This is a genomic window from Citrobacter sp. Cpo030 (assembly GCF_030333005.1).
Classification (GTDB): domain Bacteria; phylum Pseudomonadota; class Gammaproteobacteria; order Enterobacterales; family Enterobacteriaceae; genus Citrobacter; species Citrobacter portucalensis.
The window spans coordinates 21,653-43,900 of the sequence record NZ_JAOWGT010000057.1; the positions used below are offsets into that span (position 1 = coordinate 21,653).

Sequence of the window (22,248 nt, forward strand, 5' to 3'; positions counted from 1 at the left end):
GCTGATGTCTGAATTTATTACGGTAGCTCGCCCCTACGCCAAAGCAGCTTTTGACTTTGCCGTTGAGCACCAAAGCATTGACCGTTGGCAGGATATGTTGACGTTCGCCGCTGAGGTGACAAAAAACGAACAAATGGCAGAGCTTCTCTCTGGCGCGCTGGCGCCGGAAACGCTCGCTGAGTCGTTTATCGCCGTGTGCGGTGAGCAGCTGGACGAAAGCGGCCAAAACCTGATTAGGGTTATGGCTGAAAATAACCGTCTGAATGCGCTCCCGGATGTTCTTGAGCAGTTTATTCACCTGCGTGCAGCCAGTGAGGCTATCTCTGAGGTAGAAGTCACTTCTGCCAATGCACTGAGTGATGAACAGCTTACGAAGATTAGTGCTGCGATGGAAAAACGTCTGTCACGCAAAGTTAAGCTGAATTGCAAAATCGATAAGTCTGTAATGGCAGGCGTAATCATCCGAGCGGGTGATATGGTCATTGATGGCAGCGTACGCGGCCGTCTTGAGCGCCTTGCAGACGTCTTGCAGTCTTAAGGGGACTGGAGCATGCAACTGAATTCCACCGAAATCAGCGAACTGATCAAGCAGCGCATTGCTCAGTTCAGTGTTGTGAGCGAAGCTCATAACGAAGGTACTATTGTTTCTGTAAGTGACGGTGTTATCCGCATTCACGGCCTGGCCGATTGTATGCAGGGTGAGATGATTTCCCTGCCGGGTAACCGTTACGCTATCGCACTGAACCTGGAGCGCGACTCCGTAGGTGCAGTAGTGATGGGTCCATACGCTGACCTCGCCGAAGGCATGAAGGTTAAGTGTACGGGTCGTATTCTGGAAGTTCCGGTTGGCCGTGGCCTGCTGGGTCGTGTGGTGAACACTCTGGGTTCCCCGATTGACGGTAAAGGTCCGGTTGATAACGATGGCTTCTCGCCGATCGAAGTTATCGCACCAGGCGTAATCGAACGTCAGTCCGTCGACCAGCCAGTACAGACCGGTTATAAATCTGTTGATGCCATGATCCCAATCGGTCGTGGCCAGCGTGAGCTGATCATCGGTGACCGTCAGACAGGTAAAACTGCGATGGCAATCGATGCCATCATCAACCAGCGTGATTCCGGCATCAAATGTGTGTACGTGGCTATCGGCCAGAAAGCGTCCACCATTTCTAACGTGGTTCGTAAACTGGAAGAACACGGCGCACTGTCCAACACCATCGTTGTTGTGGCGACCGCGTCTGAATCTGCTGCACTGCAATACCTGGCACCATATGCCGGTTGCGCAATGGGCGAATACTTCCGTGACCGCGGTGAAGATGCACTGATCGTTTACGATGACCTGTCTAAACAGGCCGTTGCGTACCGTCAGGTTTCCCTGCTGCTGCGTCGTCCACCAGGACGCGAAGCATTCCCGGGCGACGTATTTTACCTCCACTCCCGTCTGCTGGAACGCGCATCCCGCGTAAACGCGGAATACGTTGAGAAGTTCACCAATGGTGAAGTTAAAGGTAAAACCGGCTCCCTGACCGCTCTGCCGATTATCGAAACCCAGGCGGGTGACGTTTCTGCGTTCGTTCCGACCAACGTAATTTCCATTACCGATGGTCAGATCTTCCTGGAAACCAACCTGTTTAACTCCGGTATTCGTCCGGCAGTTAACCCGGGTATCTCCGTATCTCGTGTTGGTGGTGCAGCGCAGACCAAGATCATCAAGAAACTGTCCGGTGGTATTCGTACCGCTCTGGCACAGTATCGTGAACTGGCTGCGTTTTCTCAGTTCGCTTCCGACCTGGATGAAGCTACTCGTAAGCAGCTGAGCCATGGTCAGAAAGTAACTGAACTGCTGAAGCAGAAACAGTATGCGCCAATGTCTGTTGCACAGCAGGGTGTGGTGCTGTTTGCGGCTGAACGCGGTTACCTCGAAGATGTGGAACTGGCGAAAATCGGTAGCTTCGAAGCCGCTCTGCTGGCTTACGTTGACCGTGACCACGCTCCGCTGATGCAAGAGATCAACCAGTCCGGTGGCTATAACGATGAAATCGAAGGCAAGCTGAAAGCTATCCTCGATTCCTTCAAGGCAACCCAGTCCTGGTAACGTCTGGCGGTCTGCTTTAGGGCGGACCGCAAGGCATTGAGGAGAAGCTCATGGCCGGCGCAAAAGAGATACGTAGTAAGATCGCAAGCGTCCAGAACACGCAGAAGATCACTAAAGCGATGGAGATGGTCGCCGCTTCCAAAATGCGTAAATCGCAGGATCGCATGGCGGCCAGCCGTCCTTATGCAGAGACCATGCGCAAAGTGATTGGTCACCTTGCGAATGGTAATCTGGAATATAAGCACCCTTACCTGGAAGAACGCGACGTTAAACGCGTGGGCTACCTGGTGGTGTCGACCGACCGTGGTCTGTGCGGTGGCTTGAACATTAACCTGTTCAAAAAGCTGCTGGCGGATATGAAAACATGGTCCGATAAAGGCGTTCAGTGCGATATCGCAATGATCGGCTCTAAGGGCGTGTCTTTCTTTAACTCCGTTGGCGGAAACGTGATCGCTCAGGTAACCGGCATGGGGGATAACCCTTCCCTGTCCGAACTGATCGGTCCGGTTAAAGTGATGCTGCAAGCCTACGATGAAGGTCGTCTGGACAGACTGTACGTTGTCAGCAACAAATTTATTAACACCATGTCTCAGACGCCAACCATCACCCAACTGCTGCCTCTGCCGGCATCAGATGATGATGAATTGAAGCGTAAATCCTGGGATTACCTGTATGAACCAGACCCGAAAGCGCTGCTGGATACCCTGCTGCGTCGTTATGTCGAGTCTCAGGTTTATCAGGGCGTGGTAGAAAACCTGGCCAGCGAGCAGGCCGCACGTATGGTGGCGATGAAAGCCGCGACCGACAATGGCGGCAGCCTGATTAAAGAGCTGCAGTTGGTATACAACAAAGCTCGTCAGGCCAGCATTACTCAGGAACTCACCGAAATCGTCGGTGGTGCATCCGCGGTATAACCAGGTTAATTCGTAGAGGATTCAAGATGGCTACTGGAAAAATTGTCCAGGTAATCGGCGCCGTGGTTGACGTCGAATTCCCTCAGGATGCCGTACCGCGCGTGTACGATGCTCTTGAGGTTATGAATGGTAAAGAGAGCCTGGTGCTGGAAGTTCAGCAGCAGCTCGGCGGCGGTATCGTACGTACCATCGCCATGGGTTCTTCCGACGGTCTGCGTCGTGGTCTGGAAGTTAAAGACCTCGAACACCCGATCGAAGTCCCGGTAGGTAAAGCAACCCTGGGTCGTATCATGAACGTCCTGGGTCACCCGATCGACATGAAAGGCGATATCGGTGAAGAAGAGCGTTGGGCTATCCACCGCGCAGCACCTTCCTACGAAGAGCTGTCCAGCTCTCAGGAACTGCTGGAAACCGGCATCAAAGTTATCGACCTGATGTGTCCGTTCGCTAAGGGCGGTAAAGTCGGTCTGTTCGGTGGTGCGGGTGTAGGTAAAACCGTAAACATGATGGAGCTGATCCGTAACATCGCGATCGAACACTCCGGTTACTCCGTGTTTGCGGGCGTAGGTGAACGTACTCGTGAGGGTAACGACTTCTACCACGAAATGACCGACTCCAACGTACTGGACAAAGTATCCCTGGTATATGGCCAGATGAACGAGCCGCCGGGAAACCGTCTGCGCGTTGCACTGACCGGTCTGACCATGGCTGAGAAGTTCCGTGACGAAGGTCGTGACGTTCTGCTGTTCGTTGATAACATCTACCGTTACACCCTGGCCGGTACAGAAGTATCTGCACTGCTGGGTCGTATGCCATCAGCGGTAGGCTACCAGCCGACCCTGGCGGAAGAGATGGGTGTTCTTCAGGAACGTATCACCTCTACCAAAACCGGTTCTATCACCTCCGTTCAGGCGGTATACGTACCTGCGGATGACTTGACTGACCCGTCCCCAGCAACCACCTTTGCTCACTTGGATGCAACCGTGGTACTGAGCCGTCAGATCGCTTCTCTGGGTATCTACCCGGCAGTTGACCCGCTGGACTCCACCAGCCGTCAGTTGGATCCGCTGGTTGTTGGTCAGGAACACTACGACACCGCGCGTGGCGTACAGTCCCTGCTGCAGCGTTATCAGGAACTGAAAGACATCATCGCCATCCTGGGTATGGATGAACTGTCTGAAGAAGATAAACTGGTGGTAGCACGTGCGCGTAAGATCCAGCGCTTCCTGTCCCAGCCGTTCTTCGTTGCGGAAGTATTCACCGGTTCTCCGGGTAAATACGTTTCCCTGAAAGACACCATCCGTGGCTTTAAAGGCATCATGGAAGGCGAATACGACCACCTGCCAGAGCAGGCGTTCTACATGGTTGGTTCTATCGACGAAGCCGTGGAAAAAGCCAAAAAACTTTAACGCCTTAATCGGAGGGTGATATGGCAATGACTTACCACCTGGACGTCGTCAGCGCAGAGCAACAAATGTTCTCTGGTCTGGTCGAGAAAATCCAGGTAACGGGTAGTGAAGGTGAACTGGGTATTTTCCCGGGTCACGCACCGCTGCTCACCGCCATTAAGCCTGGTATGATCCGCATCGTTAAACAGTTCGGTCATGAAGAGTTTATCTATCTGTCCGGCGGCATTCTCGAAGTGCAGCCTGGCAGTGTGACCGTACTGGCTGATACCGCGATTCGCGGACAGGATCTCGATGAAGCGAGAGCCCTGGAAGCGAAGCGTAAGGCTGAAGAGCACATTAAGAGCTCTCATGGTGACGTGGATTACGCTCAGGCATCTGCGGAACTGGCCAAAGCGATCGCGAAACTGCGCGTTATCGAGTTGACCAAAAAAGCGATGTAACACCGGCTTGAAAAGCACAAAGGCCAGTCTGGTTTCCAGGCTGGCTTTTTTTATGGATTTGTTTCAGTAAAAGTGGAACTAAAAAGCTGTTTTATTATTTTGTGATTTACATCACAAAAAATGTTGATCGGTTAAAAAATGAGGCGTAGACTCTTTTTATGTGATGTGTGTCACAAAATTAATTCAGATAAAAACAGGATACCAACATGAAATTGTTTAACAAGATCATCGCCCTTTTCAGCAGCATGGACGTTTAGTCGTTCCCTACCTGCTCTGTGGCGCGATGCTTAATACGGTTATCAGCTAGCGCCATCGTTATTAAATCCCCCCTCCTTCGCTGTATCATTCGTTCTCTATCATTCCTCCCCTCAATTTTCCCAATCCATTTTTCTGCTTCTCACTGAATCACATAAATAAAATCGTTCTATGCTGATGTAATGCTTTATTCATGCGGTAAAAAAATAGCAAAAACATTAACCTAAGGCTTTAATAAGAGCAGACTCCTGGTTTTTGGGAGACAAAAGACGCAGATATAGACGAAAATAGTGAGTTATCAGATGGGGAATCCCCCCTGTTGAACGTTTTATCCTCGGTCCATTTCACGCTGAAAAAAATGTAGTATTTTCAATGTGAAACGGTATAAATTCGTTCTCAAATTACAGTCAGGACGTGTATGTTGAATAATGCTATGAGCGTTGTGATCCTTGCCGCAGGCAAAGGCACGCGTATGTATTCCGATCTTCCTAAAGTGCTGCACACCCTCGCAGGAAAGCCGATGGTTCAGCATGTCATTGATGCAGCTAATGAATTAGGTGCGACTCATGTACACCTTGTCTACGGACACGGTGGCGATCTGCTTAAGCAAACGCTGAAAGATGGCAATCTGAATTGGGTTCTGCAGGCTGAGCAGTTGGGTACCGGCCATGCAATGCAGCAGGCGGCGCCATTCTTTAGTGATGACGAAGACATTTTAATGCTCTATGGCGATGTGCCGCTGATCTCTACCGATACCTTACGTCGCCTGCGTGAAGCCAAACCGCAGGGTGGTATCGGTTTGTTAACGGTAAAACTGGACGACCCTTCCGGCTATGGGCGTATTACGCGCGAAAACGGTAACGTCACAGGGATCGTCGAGCACAAAGATGCAACTGACGAGCAGCGTCAAATCCAGGAAATCAACACAGGCATTCTGATTGCCAACGGCGCTGACATGAAGCGTTGGCTGTCTAAACTGACCAACAACAACGTGCAGGGTGAATACTACATCACCGATATCATCGCGATGGCGTATCAGGAAGGACGTGAAATTGCTGCGGTACATCCGGCACGAATCAGTGAAACGGAAGGGGTAAATAACCGCCTTCAGTTATCCCGTCTGGAACGTGTGTATCAGTCCGAGCAGGCAGAAAAACTGCTGCTGGCGGGCGTGATGCTGCGCGATCCTGCACGTTTTGATCTTCGCGGTACGCTGATTCACGGGCGCGATGTTGAAATTGATACTAACGTTATCATTGAAGGTAACGTAACCGTTGGGGATCGCGTCAAGATTGGCGCTGGCTGCATCATCAAAAACAGCGTGATTGGTGAGGGTTGTGAGCTTAGCCCGTACAGTGTGGTGGAAGATGCCCATCTGGAAGCCGCTTGCACCATCGGTCCATTCGCGCGTCTGCGCCCGGGTGCTGAGCTGCAGGAAGGCGCACACGTGGGTAACTTCGTCGAAATGAAAAAAGCGCGTCTGGGTAAAGGCTCTAAAGCTGGTCATTTGACCTATCTGGGCGATGCGGAAATTGGCGATAACGTGAATATCGGCGCGGGTACGATCACCTGCAACTACGATGGTGCCAATAAGTTTAAAACCATTATTGGTGATGATGTGTTTGTGGGTTCTGATACTCAGCTGGTGGCGCCTGTCACCGTGGGTAAAGGTGCGACGATTGCCGCCGGAACCACCGTAACGCGTAATGTCGCCGATAATGAACTGGTATTAAGCCGTGTACCTCAGGTTCATAAACAGGGCTGGCAGCGTCCGGTGAAGAAGAAGTAATTTATTTTTGCCGGATGGCGGCTTTGCCTTATCCGGCCTACGTGCGGTGACGTTCTGTAGGCCTGATAACCGTGAGCGCCATCAGGCAGACAAGAGATGAGGGGATAATATAATCCTCCGCTCAACAAGCAGTACCTATAAAAATAACCCCACTCTCTACAAGGCTCGGGGCGCCCGGAATACGGGTATCAGGTTGACCGACAACGACAGGCACAATGCCTAAATTCGGAATCAAAAAATATGTGTGGAATTGTTGGCGCTATCGCGCAGCGTGATGTAGCTGAAATCCTTCTCGAAGGTTTACGTCGTCTGGAATATCGTGGTTATGACTCTGCTGGTCTGGCCGTTGTCGATGCTGAAGGCAACATGACCCGCCTGCGTCGTCTGGGTAAAGTGCAGATGCTGACTGCTGCTGCGGAAGAACATCCGCTGCATGGTGGTACTGGTATTGCTCACACCCGCTGGGCGACACACGGTGAACCTTCAGAAGCGAACGCGCATCCCCATGTTTCTGAACACATTGTTGTGGTGCATAACGGCATCATTGAAAACCATGAACCACTGCGTGAGCTGTTGAAAACGCGTGGCTACACCTTTGTTTCTGAAACCGACACCGAAGTGATTGCTCACCTGGTGCACTGGGAGCTGGAACAGGGTGGTACGCTGCGTGAAGCCGTGCTGCGTACTATTCCGCAGCTGCGCGGTGCCTACGGCACGGTGATCATGGATACCCGTAACCCGGAAACCCTGCTGGCGGCCCGTTCTGGCAGCCCGCTGGTGATTGGTCTGGGTATGGGTGAGAACTTTATCGCTTCCGATCAGCTGGCACTGCTGCCGGTAACCCGTCGCTTCATCTTCCTGGAAGAGGGCGATATCGCGGAAGTGACCCGTCGTTCGGTCTCTATTTTCGACAAGTCTGGCGCGGAAGTGAAACGTCAGGATATCGAATCTAATCTGCAATACGATGCGGGCGAAAAAGGTATTTATCGCCACTACATGCAGAAAGAGATCTACGAACAGCCGAACGCAATTAAAAACACGCTGACCGGCCGTATCAGCCACGGTGAAGTGGATTTAAGCGAGCTGGGTTCGCATGCCAACGAGCTGCTGTCTCAGGTTGAGCATATCCAGATTATCGCCTGTGGTACGTCGTACAACTCCGGTATGGTGTCCCGCTACTGGTTTGAATCGCTGGCTGGCATTCCTTGTGATGTCGAAATTGCTTCCGAATTCCGCTATCGCAAATCCGCCGTGCGTCGTAACAGCCTGATGATCACCCTTTCCCAGTCAGGTGAAACGGCAGATACCCTGGCGGGTCTGCGCTTATCCAAAGAGTTGGGCTATCTGGGCTCGTTGGCTATTTGTAACGTACCGGGCTCTTCTCTGGTGCGCGAATCCGACCTGGCGATGATGACCAATGCTGGTACCGAAATCGGCGTGGCCTCCACGAAAGCATTTACCACTCAGCTGACCGTTCTGCTGATGCTGGTGGCGAAACTGTCTCGTCTGAAAGGCCTGGATGTGGCTATTGAGCAGGAAATCGTTCACGGTCTGCAGGCGCTGCCGAGCCGTATTGAGCAGATGCTGTCTCAGGACAAACGCATTGCCGCTCTGGCTGAAGGTTTCTCTGATAAACACCATGCGCTGTTCCTGGGCCGTGGCGATCAGTACCCGATTGCGCTGGAAGGCGCGCTGAAGCTGAAAGAGATCTCTTATATTCACGCTGAAGCTTATGCCGCAGGCGAACTGAAACACGGTCCGCTGGCGCTGATTGATGCCGATATGCCGGTTATCGTAGTCGCGCCGAACAACGAACTGCTGGAAAAACTGAAGTCCAACATTGAAGAAGTTCGCGCCCGTGGCGGTCAGCTGTACGTCTTTGCTGACCAGGATGCTGGCTTTACCAGCAGCGAAAACATGCACATCATTGAGATGCCGCATGTGGAAGAGGTTATTGCACCGATCTTCTACACCGTTCCGCTGCAGCTGCTGGCGTATCATGTGGCGCTGATTAAAGGCACCGATGTGGATCAGCCGCGTAACCTGGCTAAGTCGGTTACCGTAGAGTAATCCGTACCTTACTGAACTGAAAATGCCCTGCTATAAGCGGGGCATTTTTTTAAACTTGTTCTGTTTTTAATCAATTATCCCGCCTGTTTTATGTGACAAACCGTCATCTTCAGCTACTGTTTGCAGTGTCATAAAAAGAAAATTTTAGCGAAATATTATTGTCATGGTAATAGTTAACGTTTTGTTTTAAATGTATTTTTAGATAAATAGCTTTCCGTATTTTTCATTGTCATAAAACTGTCATATTTCGTACATTTAACTGTCACCTGTTTGTCCTATTTTGCTCACAGTAGCAACTCAAACAACAATTTACGAAAACCGTGCAGGAGACATTATGAAAGTTATGCGTACCACTGTCGCAACTGTTGTCGCCGCGACCTTATCCATGAGCGCGTTCTCTGCGTTTGCAGCAGCGAGCCTGACAGGTGCAGGTGCAACCTTCCCTGCGCCAGTGTATGCCAAATGGGCAGATACCTATCAGAAAGAGACCGGTAGCAAAGTAAACTACCAGGGTATCGGCTCCTCCGGTGGTGTAAAACAAATTACGGCCAATACCGTTGATTTCGGCGCTTCTGATGCACCGCTGTCTGACGAGAAACTGGCACAAGAAGGCCTGTTCCAGTTCCCGACCGTTATCGGCGGTGTGGTGCTGGCGGTGAATATCCCTGGACTGAAATCCGGCGAGCTGGTGCTTGACGGTAAAACGCTGGGCGACATCTACCTCGGTAAAATTAAGAAGTGGGATGACGAAGCCATCACCAAACTGAACCCAGGTCTGAAGCTGCCTTCGCAAAATATCGCCGTTGTGCGTCGCGCTGATGGTTCTGGTACTTCCTTTGTCTTCACTAGCTACCTGGCGAAAGTGAACGAAGAGTGGAAATCTAAAATTGGTTCCGGCTCTACCGTTAACTGGCCGACCGGTCTGGGCGGTAAAGGTAACGACGGTATCGCCGCGTTCGTACAGCGTCTGCCGGGTTCTATCGGTTACGTTGAGTACGCTTACGCTAAGCAGAACAACCTGGCGTACACCAAGCTGGTCTCTGCTGATGGCAAACCGGTAAGCCCGACCGAAGAAAACTTTGCCAACGCCGCTAAAGGCGCTGACTGGAGCAAAACCTTCGCTCAGGATCTGACTAACCAGAAAGGTGACGATGCGTGGCCAATCACTTCCACCACCTTCATCCTGGTCCATAAAGAGCAGAAGAAGCCTGAGCAGGGCGTTGAAGTGCTGAAATTCTTCGACTGGGCATACAAAAATGGTGGCAAACAGGCTAATGACCTGGATTACGCCAGCCTGCCGGACAGCGTGGTTGAGCAGATTCGTGCTGCATGGAAGACCAACGTGAAAGACAGCAGCGGTAAAGCGCTGTACTAATAGAATATCTTTAACGAGTTGGCGGATGGCGCTACGCTTATCCGCCCTACAGTTCCGACTGTAGGCCCAATTTGTAGGCCGGATAAGCGTAGCGCCATCCGGCAGGGCAATTTCGTAAACGCGTTTAACTTAAAGAGTGATTTATGGCTGCAACCAAGCCTGCTTTTAACCCACCGGGTAAAAAGGGTGACATGATATTCAGCGTGCTGGTAAAACTGGCTGCGCTGATTGTGCTATTGATGTTGGGTGGCATTATTGTCTCTCTGGTTATCTCCTCCTGGCCAAGCATACAGAAATTTGGTTTCTCCTTTTTGTGGACCAAAGACTGGGATGCGCCGAACGATATCTACGGCGCGCTGGTACCTATTTACGGTACGCTGGTCACCTCGTTTATTGCATTGCTGATTGCCGTTCCGGTGAGTTTCGGCATTGCGCTGTTCCTGACTGAACTTGCACCTGGCTGGCTGCGTCGCCCGTTGGGTATCGCTATTGAACTGCTGGCAGCAATTCCGAGTATTGTATACGGCATGTGGGGCCTGTTTATCTTTGCCCCGCTGTTTGCGACTTACTTCCAGGAGCCGGTCGGGAACATCCTTTCCAACATTCCGTTTGTTGGCGCATTGTTTGCCGGCCCGGCGTTTGGTATCGGTATTCTGGCGGCTGGTGTGATCCTCGCTATCATGATCATTCCGTACATTGCTGCGGTTATGCGTGATGTGTTCGAACAAACGCCGGTGCTTATGAAAGAGTCAGCCTACGGCATCGGCTGTACCACTTGGGAAGTTATCTGGCGTATCGTCCTGCCGTTCACCAAAAATGGTGTGATCGGCGGTGTGATGCTGGGTCTGGGCCGCGCGCTGGGGGAAACCATGGCGGTGACCTTTATCATTGGTAACACCTACCAGCTCGATAGCGCCTCGCTGTACATGCCGGGCAACAGTATTACCTCTGCGCTGGCGAATGAATTTGCCGAAGCGGAATCTGGCCTGCACGTTGCTGCGTTGATGGAACTGGGTCTGATTCTGTTTGTGATCACCTTCATCGTACTGGCGGCGTCTAAGTTCATGATCATGCGCCTTGCGAAGAACGAGGGGGCACGCTAATGGCTACGCTTGAAATGCAAAACACCACTGCGCTGGCGGAGTCCCGCCGTAAAATGCAGGCACGTCGCCGTCTGAAGAACCGCATCGCGCTGACGCTCTCTATGGCGACCATGGCGTTCGGTCTGTTCTGGCTCATTTGGATCCTGATGTCCACGATCACCCGTGGTATTGACGGTATGTCGCTGGCGCTGTTCACAGAAATGACGCCTCCGCCGAATACAGCGGGTGGTGGTCTGGCGAACGCCCTGGCCGGTAGCGGACTGTTAATTCTGTGGGCGACCGTGTTTGGTACACCGCTTGGCATTATGGCGGGTATCTACCTGGCAGAGTACGGACGTAAGTCCTGGCTGGCTGAAGTTATCCGCTTTATCAACGACATTCTGCTGTCTGCACCATCAATCGTGGTCGGTCTGTTCGTTTACACCATCGTGGTAGCAAAAATGGAACACTTCTCTGGCTGGGCGGGCGTTATCGCGCTGGCGCTGCTGCAGGTGCCCATTGTTATTCGTACCACGGAGAACATGCTCAAGCTGGTGCCGGATAGCCTGCGTGAAGCTGCCTATGCACTGGGTACGCCGAAATGGAAGATGATTTCTGCGATCACCCTGAAGGCGTCTGTCTCGGGGATCATTACAGGCGTTCTGTTAGCGATTGCTCGTATCGCAGGTGAAACGGCTCCGCTGCTGTTTACGTCGCTCTCCAATCAGTTCTGGAGCACCGACATGATGCAGCCTATCGCCAACCTGCCGGTCACTATCTTTAAGTTTGCGATGAGCCCGTTTGCTGAGTGGCAGCAACTGGCCTGGGCCGGGGTACTGATTATTACCCTGTGCGTACTGCTGCTGAACATTCTGGCGCGCGTCATTTTCGCGAAGAAGAAACACGGTTAATTTTTACGGCGTGGCTGATGCGGCGCCGAATGAGGAAGAGATTGAAATGAGTATGGTTGATACTGCCCCGGGTAAGATTCAGGTTCGTGATTTGAACTTCTACTATGGCAAATTCCATGCCCTGAAGAACATCAACCTGGATATTGCTAAAAACCAGGTAACGGCGTTTATCGGGCCGTCAGGCTGTGGTAAATCGACGCTGCTGCGTACGTTCAACAAAATGTTTGAACTGTACCCAGAGCAGCGTGCGGAAGGTGAAATCCTGCTGGATGGCGACAATATTCTCACCAATACCCAGGATATCGCTCTGCTGCGTGCCAAAGTGGGCATGGTATTCCAGAAGCCAACGCCGTTCCCGATGTCCATCTACGACAACATCGCTTTTGGCGTACGTCTGTTTGAGAAACTCTCGCGTGCGGATATGGACGAGCGTGTGCAGTGGGCATTGACCAAGGCCGCATTGTGGAACGAAACCAAAGATAAATTACACCAGAGCGGGTACTCTCTCTCGGGTGGTCAGCAGCAGCGTCTGTGTATTGCGCGTGGTATCGCCATTCGCCCGGAAGTGCTTCTGCTCGATGAGCCATGTTCAGCGCTCGACCCTATTTCTACCGGGCGTATCGAAGAGCTGATCACTGAGCTGAAAGAGGATTACACCGTTGTTATCGTTACCCACAACATGCAGCAGGCTGCGCGTTGTTCCGATCACACGGCATTTATGTACCTGGGCGAGTTGATTGAGTTCAGCAACACGGACGATCTGTTCACCAAGCCCGCGAAGAAACAAACTGAAGATTACATCACCGGTCGTTACGGCTGATTCAGGAGCTTGTTGTGGATAACCTTAACCTTAATAAACATATTTCCGGCCAGTTCAATGCAGAGCTGGAAAGCATCCGTACCCAGGTGATGACCATGGGCGGCATGGTCGAGCAGCAGCTTTCTGATGCAATCACGGCGATGCACAACCAGGACAGCGAGCTGGCGAAGCGCGTCATTGAAGGCGATAAGAACGTCAACATGATGGAAGTGGCGATCGACGAAGCCTGCGTGCGTATCATCGCCAAGCGTCAACCGACAGCGAGCGACCTGCGTCTGGTGATGGCGATTATCAAAACCATCGCTGAGCTGGAACGTATTGGCGACGTGGCGGACAAAATTTGCCGTACCGCGCTGGAGAAGTTCTCGCAACAGCACCAGCCGCTGCTGGTAAGCCTGGAATCACTGGGCCGCCATACCGTACAAATGCTGCATGACGTTCTGGATGCGTTTGCACGTATGGATCTGGACGAAGCAGTACGTATTTATCGCGAAGATAAGAAAGTTGACCAGGAATATGAAGGCATCGTGCGTCAGCTGATGACTTATATGATGGAAGACCCACGTACCATTCCAAGCGTGCTGACCGCGCTGTTCTGCGCACGTTCCATCGAACGTATCGGTGACCGCTGCCAGAATATCTGCGAATACATCTTCTACTTCGTGAAGGGACAAGACTTCCGTCACGTGGGCGGCGATGAGCTGGATAAGCTGCTGGCGGGCAAAGATCCGAAGGAATAAGCAGCTTGTTGCGTTCGCCGGGTTCCCCCGGCGTCGCTATTGTAGGCCGCATAAGGTGTTACGCCGCATCCGGCATTCTGCGCCATTCGCCTGATGGCGCTTTACTTATCGGGCCTACTGTTTATTCGACGATATTCCAACCCCGCGCCTTCCACAATTCCGGCAACTGTGCCAGATCGGTAAACGTCGTCACTTTTGGATGATCGATCGGTTTGTTATGCGGATCGGCGCAGAAGTAGAACACTTCCATCCCGGCGGCAATCCCCGCCTGCGCACCTGCGCTGGAATCATCAACCAGAATGCAGTTCTCAACGTTAACGTCCATCGCTTTCGCCGCATGGAACATCAGGGCCGGATCGGGCTTCCAACGCTGAATATCGTAGCCGCTGAACAGTAAATCAGGGAAATGGTGCAACATGCCCAGCTTACCCAGCGAATGCTGCATTTTGCTGACTGGACCGTTAGAGACCACACACATTGGTACGGCCATGCTGTCCAGTAGCGCATTGGCACCGGCAATCACCTCCAGTTCCGTATCGAACAGACGTGCGACCTCAGCGCGGTAAACCGGTTCTAAATCGGCTTTTGCCAGTTCGACACCGTGCTCTTCGTTGATAATGTCGATGATCTCGTACAGCTTTACCCCCTTGAAGCGTTTGAAAATTTCTTCAAGATCGAGCGTAATGCCAAACGCCTGGAACATGCTGACATACGCGCGAGAACAAATCACTTCACTGTCGACAAGGGTACCGTCACAGTCAAAAAATACGGCTTCTATCTGGGACATGTCATTTCCGTTTTAACAAGTTTAACGTTTTCGTAATGCATTATTGGGCGACGCAATCGTTGCCGTATAAGCAAAATCAATGAAAAAAGTTGCTCATAACCCAACCCTATTGTCGCATTTTGGTATAGGATAGCGACGAATTTTCCCTCCTTGTTCGGAAATTGATAATGAGTCAACAACACACAACCCAGGCTTCTGGCCAGGGGATGCTGGAACGCGTGTTCAAACTGCGCGAACATGGCACGACGGCACGGACCGAAGTGATCGCCGGTTTAACGACCTTCCTGACGATGGTGTATATCGTTTTTGTTAACCCGCAAATTCTTGGCGTGGCTGGCATGGATACCAGCGCTGTCTTTGTTACCACCTGCCTTATTGCTGCATTTGGTAGCATCCTGATGGGCCTGTTTGCCAACCTGCCGGTCGCACTTGCGCCTGCTATGGGCCTGAACGCATTCTTCGCTTTCGTGGTCGTTGGCGCGATGGGGCTGTCATGGCAGATTGGTATGGGCGCTATCTTCTGGGGCGCTGTTGGTCTGCTGCTGCTGACGATTTTCCGCGTTCGTTACTGGATGATTGCCAATATCCCGGTTAGCCTGCGTGTGGGGATCACCAGCGGTATTGGTCTGTTCATCGGCATGATGGGGCTGAAAAACGCCGGTGTTATCGTCGCCAACAAAGACACGCTGGTGTCTATCGGTAACCTGACGTCCCACAGTGTACTGCTCGGTATCCTGGGCTTCTTTATCATCGCGATTCTGGCGTCACGTAACATTCACGCGGCGGTGCTGATTTCTATCATTGTAACCACGCTACTGGGCTGGATGCTGGGCGATGTCCATTACAACGGTATCGTTTCTGCGCCACCGAGCGTGATGTCTGTTATCGGACATGTCGACCTGGCCGGTTCGTTTAACATTGGCCTGGCGGGTGTGATTTTCTCGTTCATGCTGGTTAACCTGTTCGACTCCTCCGGTACGCTGATTGGCGTTACGGATAAAGCCGGTCTGGCGGATGCGAAGGGCAAGTTCCCGCGCATGAAGCAAGCGCTGTATGTGGATAGCGTGTCGTCGGTTACCGGGGCGTTTATCGGGACTTCTTCCGTTACTGCGTATATCGAATCTTCTTCCGGGGTTTCGGTCGGTGGACGTACCGGTCTGACCGCTGTGGTCGTTGGTCTGCTGTTCCTGCTGGTTATCTTCCTGTCGCCGCTGGCGGGGATGGTACCGGGTTATGCAGCCGCTGGTGCGCTGATTTACGTTGGCGTCCTGATGACATCAAGCCTGTCGCGCGTGAAGTGGGATGACCTGACAGAAGCGGTTCCGGCGTTTATTACTGCCGTGATGATGCCCTTTAGCTTCTCAATTACCGAAGGTATTGCACTGGGCTTTATTTCTTATTGCGTGATGAAGATTGGTACCGGACGTTTCCGCGATCTCAGCCCGTGCGTCATCATTGTCGCGCTGCTGTTTGTGCTGAAGATTGTGTTTATCGACGCGCACTAATCGCTGTTTATTTGCCCATATGTAAACAAGCCCGGCATATCGCCGGGCTTTTTCTTTTACGCTTTCACGCGCTGAATGTAGTCGCCAAATGCGGTCAATTGACCGGTCAGATGGTCCAGCGTGCTTTGGTCGATCACTTCACCTGTCTGCGGGTCTACTTTGTTCTGAATGACGCCGCCCATAAATTCCGGCTTGTTCATTACCATGGCGTCGAGGAATACCAGGATCTGACGCAGATGATACTGGCAGCGCGCGCCGCCAATAGCGCCCATAGAACTGGTCTGGATCAGCACCGGCTTACCCGATAATGGCTGATCGGGCAGTCGGGACAGCCAGTCGATGGCGTTCTTCAGTCCGCCCGGAACAGAATAGTTATATTCAGGTGTGACGATGACGACACCGTCAGCCTTTCTGATTTGCTCAGCCAGCGCTTCTACGCTGGCCGGAAAACCTTCTTCCTGCTGGAGGTCGGCATCGTACAGAGGGATATCACCAATCGACGGCAGCGCGTTCACTTCCATTCCCGCTGGAGCAATCTTGGGCAGCGTACGGGCAACCATTCCATTAAACGAACCTTTGCGCAGACTTCCCAGTAACGTAACAACATTCAATGTTTCAGACATGGTGGCTCCTGTTTCATCATGAAGGTTAAATCAAAGCGTATGGCTCTTCGCTGCACATAATTGAGAGAACCGGATCAGACGACCCGTTGGCTCATTGGCGCGAGTCTGGATATCAGGCAAACTTTTCCAGTCCTGTTTACCATCAAACTCCCAAACCTTGAGTTTTTCAATGGTTGGCGTAACCGCAACTGACCACACCAGTACATCTTCCGCATCGCAAATGGCTTCAACCTGCGCCACATGGGCACATTTCAGACGCCCTGCGCCGGGTAAAAGCTGGAGCTCACGCGGATCGTCATTGCACACATCGCCAGTGAGTTTGAGTACGCTCTGGCGCAATGTAATGAGCTGCGCGCGTGCTTCGTTGGGATCGTTTTGGTTATTGATCCACAGGTTTTCGTTACTGGAGAAGCGCCACGTTTCCGCTGAATTTGGATTGTGAAACCCGCGGGTGGCCCGCTGAAGTTCCATATCCAGGCCGCACGTTCCTTCAGTTGTTAGCACAACGCCGACGATATTCCCGGCATAGGAAATCGAAAAACCCGGCAGGTTCTTATCGCGAAAAACGGGCTTACCTTTGGCCTGAGTAACAATTTCGGGCAGCGTGCTGGTGCCGTAAAGCATAAACATCAGTTCAGCGAGAAGACTTCGGGAAGCCAGGAAACGTGTCCGGCGATGAGCGGGTAGATCTCTTGCTTCGATATGACATGGAGAAGGGAGGCGAGCTGAAACCAGGTGTCCCTCCGTAAGAATCCCTCTGGCAAAATGTGTCGCCATTTGTCGCTCCGTGATTAATGGTCCGTGATTATTACCAGAGTAACATTTACACGGCCTCCGGGCAGGCTTTGCTGCCCAAAAACTAAGCGAAAATGGGAGACATTACGCGATATTTACATTTCTGTTGCCAGAATGGTCGATTTAGCAACACCAAAATGAAGGATCGTCAGGAGATATCGCGATAAAGCGCCTTGATCGTGTCTTTTAGCCAGATGATCTTAGGATTGTGGCTGTTGCGTTTATGCCAAAGAAGAGTGAACGGTACGCGCATTTTTTCCAGTTGCGCCGTATCAAATGGCATCGGCCGTGCAACGAGTGGAAGCTGGTGGAGTTGGTTATAACGCTGGCAATAGACCGGTGCGGTGGCTATCAGCGCGTGATCCGGCTGCGCGGCCATAAACAGCGATTGCTCAAAACCGGGCAGACATAACGCGATATTGCGTGCGCGTCCCATTTCTTGCAGGACTTCATCCAGCGCCCATGTATCGCTTTGCTCCCAGCTAATGCTGATGTGCGGATAGCGCAGAAAGGTGTCCAGATTCCACTCTTCCTGCAGTGCGGGATGATCTTCACGTAGCCAGACGCAGGGCAGATCGGAAAACAGCACTTCATGGTCGATCGACAATGGCAACAAACTCAGCAGTTCGCGCGAACGCGGATGGCTTTCGCGCCCGGTAAAGCCAATATCCACTTCACCGCGAATAATGGCATCCAGCGAGTCATAGTCCCAGTTACGTATTTTGATTGTCGCCTGGGGATAGCGCTGATAAATCTGCTGGGAGAGCGCATTGAACATGATCATCACTAACGGCGTCTCGGCCGCCAGATCAAACTTCAGCCCGCGTGGAGACTCATGGTGCGGCTTATCGAGCAACTGATTGCCCATCTGCATCCATTCAGCAAGGCTCTGCTCCATGCTGACCATCAGCGGCGTCGGCGATAGCCCCAGCGGGGTGTTCACAAACAAGGGATCATCAAACCAGGTCCGCAGCTTCGACAGCGACTTACTGACCGCCGACGGCGTGACGTTCATCCGTTTGGCGGTTTTAGTGACGCTGCGTTCCTGCATCAACAGCTGCAGGCAGAGCAATAAATTAAGATCGAGACTGCTGAGGGATTTCTTCATGAGTTGGCGCGGACCGGTTAGGTGAAACAGTGATAATCAGCATGATACTCACTATGCTACAGCCAATCAGAATCCCGATCAGCATATTCAGCGCATCAAGGCCAAGAACCGCCGCCAGCCAAATCCACAGCGAGGAACCGCAAACCTGCGCAATACCTAATGCCGAGCTGGCGACGCCCGCGCGTAGCGAGAACGGCCCAAGCGCCTGGCTCATCGCAACACCGAAGCCGACCGAGAATCCAGCGCAGATTAACGTCAGCCCGAAAAGCGTTACTGCGTGTGAAGTGGCAAGGGTTAACACCACGCCGGCACACAGAAACAGCACCTGTGAGGTCAGCATCAGAACGCGAGGCTTAAATACGCTCAGAGCAAATGGCGTAGAGAAAGAGACCGCCATACTGATGCCTGCGGTCATGGCCATCGTGGTAGCGTACTCACCACGGTCGAAGCCCATCACTTCCATCAGCAGCACCGGAGATGTGTTCACGAAGGTCAGGATCACCGACACGCTGAGGGTGGTAATGGCCAGACGGCTTAAGAAAAAACGGTTTACCAGTGATTCGGGTGTGTGGTTCTTTTCCGTCGTCGCCATAAGCGTTGCTGGGCGCGATTCTCGCAGGACAAATACCGACAGCAGGCAAACGGCAACACCCATACCCATCATCGTGTAGAACAGGCTCTGCCACGGGAATTTGAGCATAATCAGATGCCCCATCACCGGAGCCAGCACCGGCACGATACAGGTAATACCGTTCAACAACGATAGTACCTTCGCCCGACGGCGATCGTCGAGTGTGTCGCGCAGGATAGCGAAAGCCACCACGTAGCAACAGCCCGCACCTACGCCCTGAATAAAACGACCTATGAGGAATGGCGTACCGCTTTCGGCGAAAGAACATAGTGCAGAGGCGAAAATAAAGATGAGTGCGCCAACTATGGCGACCGGTTTGCGACCTGACTGGTCGGCAATTTTACCGGCGAACAGCATTGCCGTCGCCATTCCTGCCAGATATACCGAAAACGCGATATGCAGTTGCGCCTCGCTGGCCTGTAAATCGGCAGCAATACGGGGCAGCCCCACCAGATACATATCAATACCGGCAGGATAAAGAAGAACCAGGGCGAAACTGCAGATTAGAAAGCGTGTCATAGCGACCTCATAAGAAATGTGGCGCTAAGCATACGGTCAGAGAGTCAACTGCACGAGTTGCCATTTGGACAACAGTGATTTCCTGTTAGGAAATTATTATTAATTCGGAATGTATTTATATTGGTTAAGAAATGTGCGAGATAGGATGAATTAAATATAACCATGCAAAGTTAAAGGGATTGGTGTGGAAATAGTTGGTGATAATACTTGTGTTACGAGTATAAACCCGAAAGGAAAAATCGTTTACTGCCGTGGAGAGCAGCATAAATACTGGCTTGAACTGCAGTTCGTCGATGAGAACAACATTCCTGTATGCGGACTTAATGTCAGGCTGGAATATCGTCCGCTGACATCATCAGTGTGGCATCAGCATGAAAACAGCTACAGCCCAACGCCTCCCCCCAACCCTCCGGCGGGCGTTACCGACAATCAAGGATTGGTCCGGTTTGATGATCTTTTCTGGATAACTGTAGACGTTAAGACGGATGGGCAGCAACTGGCTGACGAGATGACACTGCGGCCACTGGGCGTCAGGCGTAATCCTAACAGCCAGCCAGAGAGTAAAAATATGTTCTGGTCGGGCCTCCGTGACAATAGCTGGCGATCGAATGTACAGGAAATAACAGAAGCGGCTAATCATGTGTATCACTATGTCACTATCGGGGAGTTATGCGACCGCCTGCCGTTGATTGAAGGCTGGGATGAACCGGAGGCTCCGGAATTCCATTTCCCACCGAATCGCTCCTTGAAGGGGACGGAGATCCCCTGCGAGTTACTGGAAAAAAGACACGTTATTGAAATCTGTCCATTTCGGGCATGGGTATTGGCATTGCACGACACAAAAGACTATGACCTCGCCAACGCACTGAATCTCGGTATTATGGCTGACCTGGTTTATGCGGCAGAAAAAGATAATAAAACTATCAACTATTTCTTCCGGAATAAGTGTCAGGATCTATCATGCATTCCTCAGTTTGCTGAATTTCCTTCCTGGTACCACACGTTGGCGGTCGATGTTCCTTTTCATGACCGCTATCTCCCACCAGTGTATCTGAGCACGAAAGATAGTGATCAACCGGAGGGGGACTCCCGGCTCTTTACGGTGGAATGTGGCACGCATGTGCTGGTTGCATGGTGCGGGACTGATAGTCTGTTGAATGTGCTAACTGATTTATCATTTGCACCAAAACGTTGTTTGCCGGAACTGACCGGGGCGGGAAATGTTCATGGAGGATTTCTGGAGGCTTATGAGCTAGCCAACAGGAAATTTGAGGATAATTTGAATGCGGTTAATCGGGCTTTAGAGCAAGGAACGAAGACGCTATTTATTTGTGGTCACAGCTTGGGGGGAGCTTTGGCATTACTTTATGCTGCCGAGATGAAAGTCAGTCATCCCATACTGTATACCTACGGAATGCCGCGTACATTTACCCGTGCGGCCATATCTTTTCTGGACAGCATTACCCATTACCGGCACGTTAACGACAATGACTCAATTACACAAATCCCTCCGGATGCTGATTTGGATAACGCTTTTTATAAGAAATGGGGACTGCTGGGAGACAAGCTGGGGTTTGACTGGTCACTGACGACTGCTGCCGGTCTTGGGGGTGCAGTTCGGGATCTGACTTATCAGTCTGTGGGACTTGTAGATAAAAAAGATCCTTACTGGCATCACGGTAAAACGGTGGTTTTTTTCTTGGCTGAGCAGTGTTCAATGCGGGTTGCCAGCCCGAACCACAAAACTCTACTTGATGGACAGATCTACACGCGCCATTTTGTGGGGGTGAAACTATATCTGGTTCCTTCTCTGAATGATGAATGTCTGAAATCTAGCGGTAAGCATCAGGAAACGTTCATCCAGTGCCTCGCACCGCATGCTCTGACAAAGACCTTTCCGAAAAATACCAATCCAACGCTGAACGGTTTAGGTACGGACCCGCAAAACCATTCGATGGCGCACCGCTATTTGCCCTACATCCATAATCAACTGCTTGAACTGGCAAATCCGGAGCTAAAGATGAGAAGAAAAGAAATGCGGATGCGCTTTCGCGATGAGGTTGAGAAAAGTGCATCCAGTAACGGGCAGCCGGATGAGATCCAGCGTAACCGTGAATTTCTGATGCTTCAGGATTTACTGCCGATAGCCCTGCAACTCATGGAGTCTGATGAAATTGGCCGCAATGCCCTGACTCGTTTCGCGGCGGTGACGGAGGAAAGCGTTGAATTATTTTAATAGAATTAACGTCATTGTGTTAACTATCGCACTACTTTGTGGGTGCAGAGATAAGACAGATCAGACGCTTTCCCCTCCTGATAATGCCCGACGTGTCAGCGTGTCATTCCGGATGCCAGAGGGCATCACTCTAATGCCGATGCAGAT

General features: G+C 51.8%; 19 protein-coding genes. 14 read left to right on the top strand and 5 right to left on the bottom strand.

The annotated features are described in order from the left end of the window. Nucleotides 1–4 precede the first annotated feature (4 nt). From atpH to phoU, 12 genes are all read left to right on the top strand, one after another. Entirely contained in the window at nt 5–538 is a 534-nt protein-coding gene (gene atpH / locus OGY37_RS10510; protein ID WP_003827024.1) for a F0F1 ATP synthase subunit delta, read from the top strand. Between the two features lie 12 nt (nt 539–550). Further along, complete coding sequence (gene atpA, locus OGY37_RS10515; RefSeq protein WP_003827026.1) at nt 551–2,092, top strand: F0F1 ATP synthase subunit alpha; 1,542 nt, start codon at nt 551–553, stop codon at nt 2,090–2,092. Between the two features lie 50 nt (nt 2,093–2,142). Next, nucleotides 2,143–3,006, top strand: a complete 864-nt coding sequence (gene atpG / locus OGY37_RS10520) for a F0F1 ATP synthase subunit gamma (protein WP_003023804.1) — start codon at nt 2,143–2,145, stop codon at nt 3,004–3,006. 26 nt (nt 3,007–3,032) lie between these two features. Next, nucleotides 3,033–4,415 carry a F0F1 ATP synthase subunit beta gene (gene atpD / locus OGY37_RS10525; RefSeq protein WP_003023806.1) on the top strand — a complete coding sequence of 461 codons (1,383 nt, stop codon included), beginning with the start codon at nt 3,033–3,035 and terminating at the stop codon, nt 4,413–4,415. 20 nt (nt 4,416–4,435) lie between these two features. Then, a complete protein-coding gene (locus OGY37_RS10530; protein WP_003023809.1) occupies nt 4,436–4,855 on the top strand; it encodes a F0F1 ATP synthase subunit epsilon in 420 nt (139 codons plus the stop codon). Nucleotides 4,856–5,528: 673 nt separating this feature from the next. Next, a complete protein-coding gene (gene glmU, locus OGY37_RS10535) occupies nt 5,529–6,899 on the top strand; it encodes a bifunctional UDP-N-acetylglucosamine diphosphorylase/glucosamine-1-phosphate N-acetyltransferase GlmU (RefSeq protein WP_003827028.1) in 1,371 nt (456 codons plus the stop codon). Nucleotides 6,900–7,139: 240 nt separating this feature from the next. Continuing rightward, the gene (gene glmS, locus OGY37_RS10540; RefSeq protein WP_003827031.1) at nt 7,140–8,969 is read left to right on the top strand and encodes a glutamine--fructose-6-phosphate transaminase (isomerizing); all 1,830 of its coding nucleotides are present in this window, start codon (nt 7,140–7,142) and stop codon (nt 8,967–8,969) included. Between the two features lie 334 nt (nt 8,970–9,303). Further along, nucleotides 9,304–10,344: a phosphate ABC transporter substrate-binding protein PstS gene (pstS, locus tag OGY37_RS10545; RefSeq protein ID WP_003827033.1), complete on the top strand. Its 1,041-nt coding sequence runs from the start codon at nt 9,304–9,306 to the stop codon at nt 10,342–10,344. A gap of 143 nt (nt 10,345–10,487) precedes the next feature. Continuing rightward, the gene (pstC, locus tag OGY37_RS10550; RefSeq protein WP_003827035.1) at nt 10,488–11,447 is read left to right on the top strand and encodes a phosphate ABC transporter permease PstC; all 960 of its coding nucleotides are present in this window, start codon (nt 10,488–10,490) and stop codon (nt 11,445–11,447) included. After that, a complete protein-coding gene (gene pstA, locus OGY37_RS10555; RefSeq protein WP_003827037.1) occupies nt 11,447–12,337 on the top strand; it encodes a phosphate ABC transporter permease PstA in 891 nt (296 codons plus the stop codon). Before pstC ends, pstA begins: the two co-directional genes overlap by 1 nt. 46 nt (nt 12,338–12,383) lie before the next feature. After that, complete coding sequence (gene pstB / locus OGY37_RS10560; RefSeq protein ID WP_003023821.1) at nt 12,384–13,157, top strand: phosphate ABC transporter ATP-binding protein PstB; 774 nt, start codon at nt 12,384–12,386, stop codon at nt 13,155–13,157. A 14-nt stretch (nt 13,158–13,171) separates the two neighbouring features. Continuing rightward, nucleotides 13,172–13,897: a phosphate signaling complex protein PhoU gene (phoU, locus tag OGY37_RS10565; protein ID WP_003023824.1), complete on the top strand. Its 726-nt coding sequence runs from the start codon at nt 13,172–13,174 to the stop codon at nt 13,895–13,897. 121 nt (nt 13,898–14,018) lie between these two features. Here phoU and yieH read toward each other — a convergent pair whose 3' ends face one another. Further along, nucleotides 14,019–14,684: a 6-phosphogluconate phosphatase gene (gene yieH / locus OGY37_RS10570; RefSeq protein WP_003827040.1), complete on the bottom strand. Its 666-nt coding sequence runs from the start codon at nt 14,682–14,684 to the stop codon at nt 14,019–14,021. A gap of 167 nt (nt 14,685–14,851) precedes the next feature. Between yieH and adeP the strand changes: the two genes are divergently transcribed. After that, complete coding sequence (gene adeP / locus OGY37_RS10575) at nt 14,852–16,189, top strand: adenine permease AdeP (protein WP_003827042.1); 1,338 nt, start codon at nt 14,852–14,854, stop codon at nt 16,187–16,189. A gap of 56 nt (nt 16,190–16,245) precedes the next feature. Here adeP and OGY37_RS10580 read toward each other — a convergent pair whose 3' ends face one another. From OGY37_RS10580 to OGY37_RS10595, 4 genes are all read right to left on the bottom strand, one after another. Then, entirely contained in the window at nt 16,246–16,812 is a 567-nt protein-coding gene (locus OGY37_RS10580) for an NADPH-dependent FMN reductase (protein WP_003827046.1), read from the bottom strand. A 30-nt stretch (nt 16,813–16,842) separates the two neighbouring features. Continuing rightward, complete coding sequence (locus tag OGY37_RS10585) at nt 16,843–17,589, bottom strand: 4'-phosphopantetheinyl transferase family protein (protein ID WP_003827048.1); 747 nt, start codon at nt 17,587–17,589, stop codon at nt 16,843–16,845. 166 nt (nt 17,590–17,755) lie between these two features. Next, nucleotides 17,756–18,715: an HTH-type transcriptional regulator YidZ gene (yidZ, locus tag OGY37_RS10590; RefSeq protein ID WP_286620760.1), complete on the bottom strand. Its 960-nt coding sequence runs from the start codon at nt 18,713–18,715 to the stop codon at nt 17,756–17,758. Beyond that, nucleotides 18,684–19,865: an MFS transporter gene (locus tag OGY37_RS10595; protein ID WP_286620762.1), complete on the bottom strand. Its 1,182-nt coding sequence runs from the start codon at nt 19,863–19,865 to the stop codon at nt 18,684–18,686. The genes yidZ and OGY37_RS10595 overlap by 32 nt, the downstream gene beginning before the upstream one ends. A gap of 184 nt (nt 19,866–20,049) precedes the next feature. On the opposite strand from OGY37_RS10595, the gene OGY37_RS10600 reads away from it, so the two are divergent. After that, a complete protein-coding gene (locus tag OGY37_RS10600) occupies nt 20,050–22,101 on the top strand; it encodes a lipase family protein (protein ID WP_286620764.1) in 2,052 nt (683 codons plus the stop codon). Nucleotides 22,102–22,248 lie beyond the last annotated feature (147 nt).

Coding starts and splice junctions, on each gene's coding strand:
- atpH (WP_003827024.1), top strand. CDS start 5: ATGTCTGAATTTATTACGGTAGCTCGCCCCTACGCCAAAGCAGCTTTT.
- atpA (WP_003827026.1), top strand. CDS start 551: ATGCAACTGAATTCCACCGAAATCAGCGAACTGATCAAGCAGCGCATT.
- atpG (WP_003023804.1), top strand. CDS start 2,143: ATGGCCGGCGCAAAAGAGATACGTAGTAAGATCGCAAGCGTCCAGAAC.
- atpD (WP_003023806.1), top strand. CDS start 3,033: ATGGCTACTGGAAAAATTGTCCAGGTAATCGGCGCCGTGGTTGACGTC.
- OGY37_RS10530 (WP_003023809.1), top strand. CDS start 4,436: ATGGCAATGACTTACCACCTGGACGTCGTCAGCGCAGAGCAACAAATG.
- glmU (WP_003827028.1), top strand. CDS start 5,529: ATGTTGAATAATGCTATGAGCGTTGTGATCCTTGCCGCAGGCAAAGGC.
- glmS (WP_003827031.1), top strand. CDS start 7,140: ATGTGTGGAATTGTTGGCGCTATCGCGCAGCGTGATGTAGCTGAAATC.
- pstS (WP_003827033.1), top strand. CDS start 9,304: ATGAAAGTTATGCGTACCACTGTCGCAACTGTTGTCGCCGCGACCTTA.
- pstC (WP_003827035.1), top strand. CDS start 10,488: ATGGCTGCAACCAAGCCTGCTTTTAACCCACCGGGTAAAAAGGGTGAC.
- pstA (WP_003827037.1), top strand. CDS start 11,447: ATGGCTACGCTTGAAATGCAAAACACCACTGCGCTGGCGGAGTCCCGC.
- pstB (WP_003023821.1), top strand. CDS start 12,384: ATGAGTATGGTTGATACTGCCCCGGGTAAGATTCAGGTTCGTGATTTG.
- yieH (WP_003827040.1), bottom strand. CDS start 14,684: ATGTCCCAGATAGAAGCCGTATTTTTTGACTGTGACGGTACCCTTGTC.
- adeP (WP_003827042.1), top strand. CDS start 14,852: ATGAGTCAACAACACACAACCCAGGCTTCTGGCCAGGGGATGCTGGAA.
- OGY37_RS10580 (WP_003827046.1), bottom strand. CDS start 16,812: ATGTCTGAAACATTGAATGTTGTTACGTTACTGGGAAGTCTGCGCAAA.
- OGY37_RS10585 (WP_003827048.1), bottom strand. CDS start 17,589: ATGGCGACACATTTTGCCAGAGGGATTCTTACGGAGGGACACCTGGTT.
- yidZ (WP_286620760.1), bottom strand. CDS start 18,715: ATGAAGAAATCCCTCAGCAGTCTCGATCTTAATTTATTGCTCTGCCTG.
- OGY37_RS10595 (WP_286620762.1), bottom strand. CDS start 19,865: ATGACACGCTTTCTAATCTGCAGTTTCGCCCTGGTTCTTCTTTATCCT.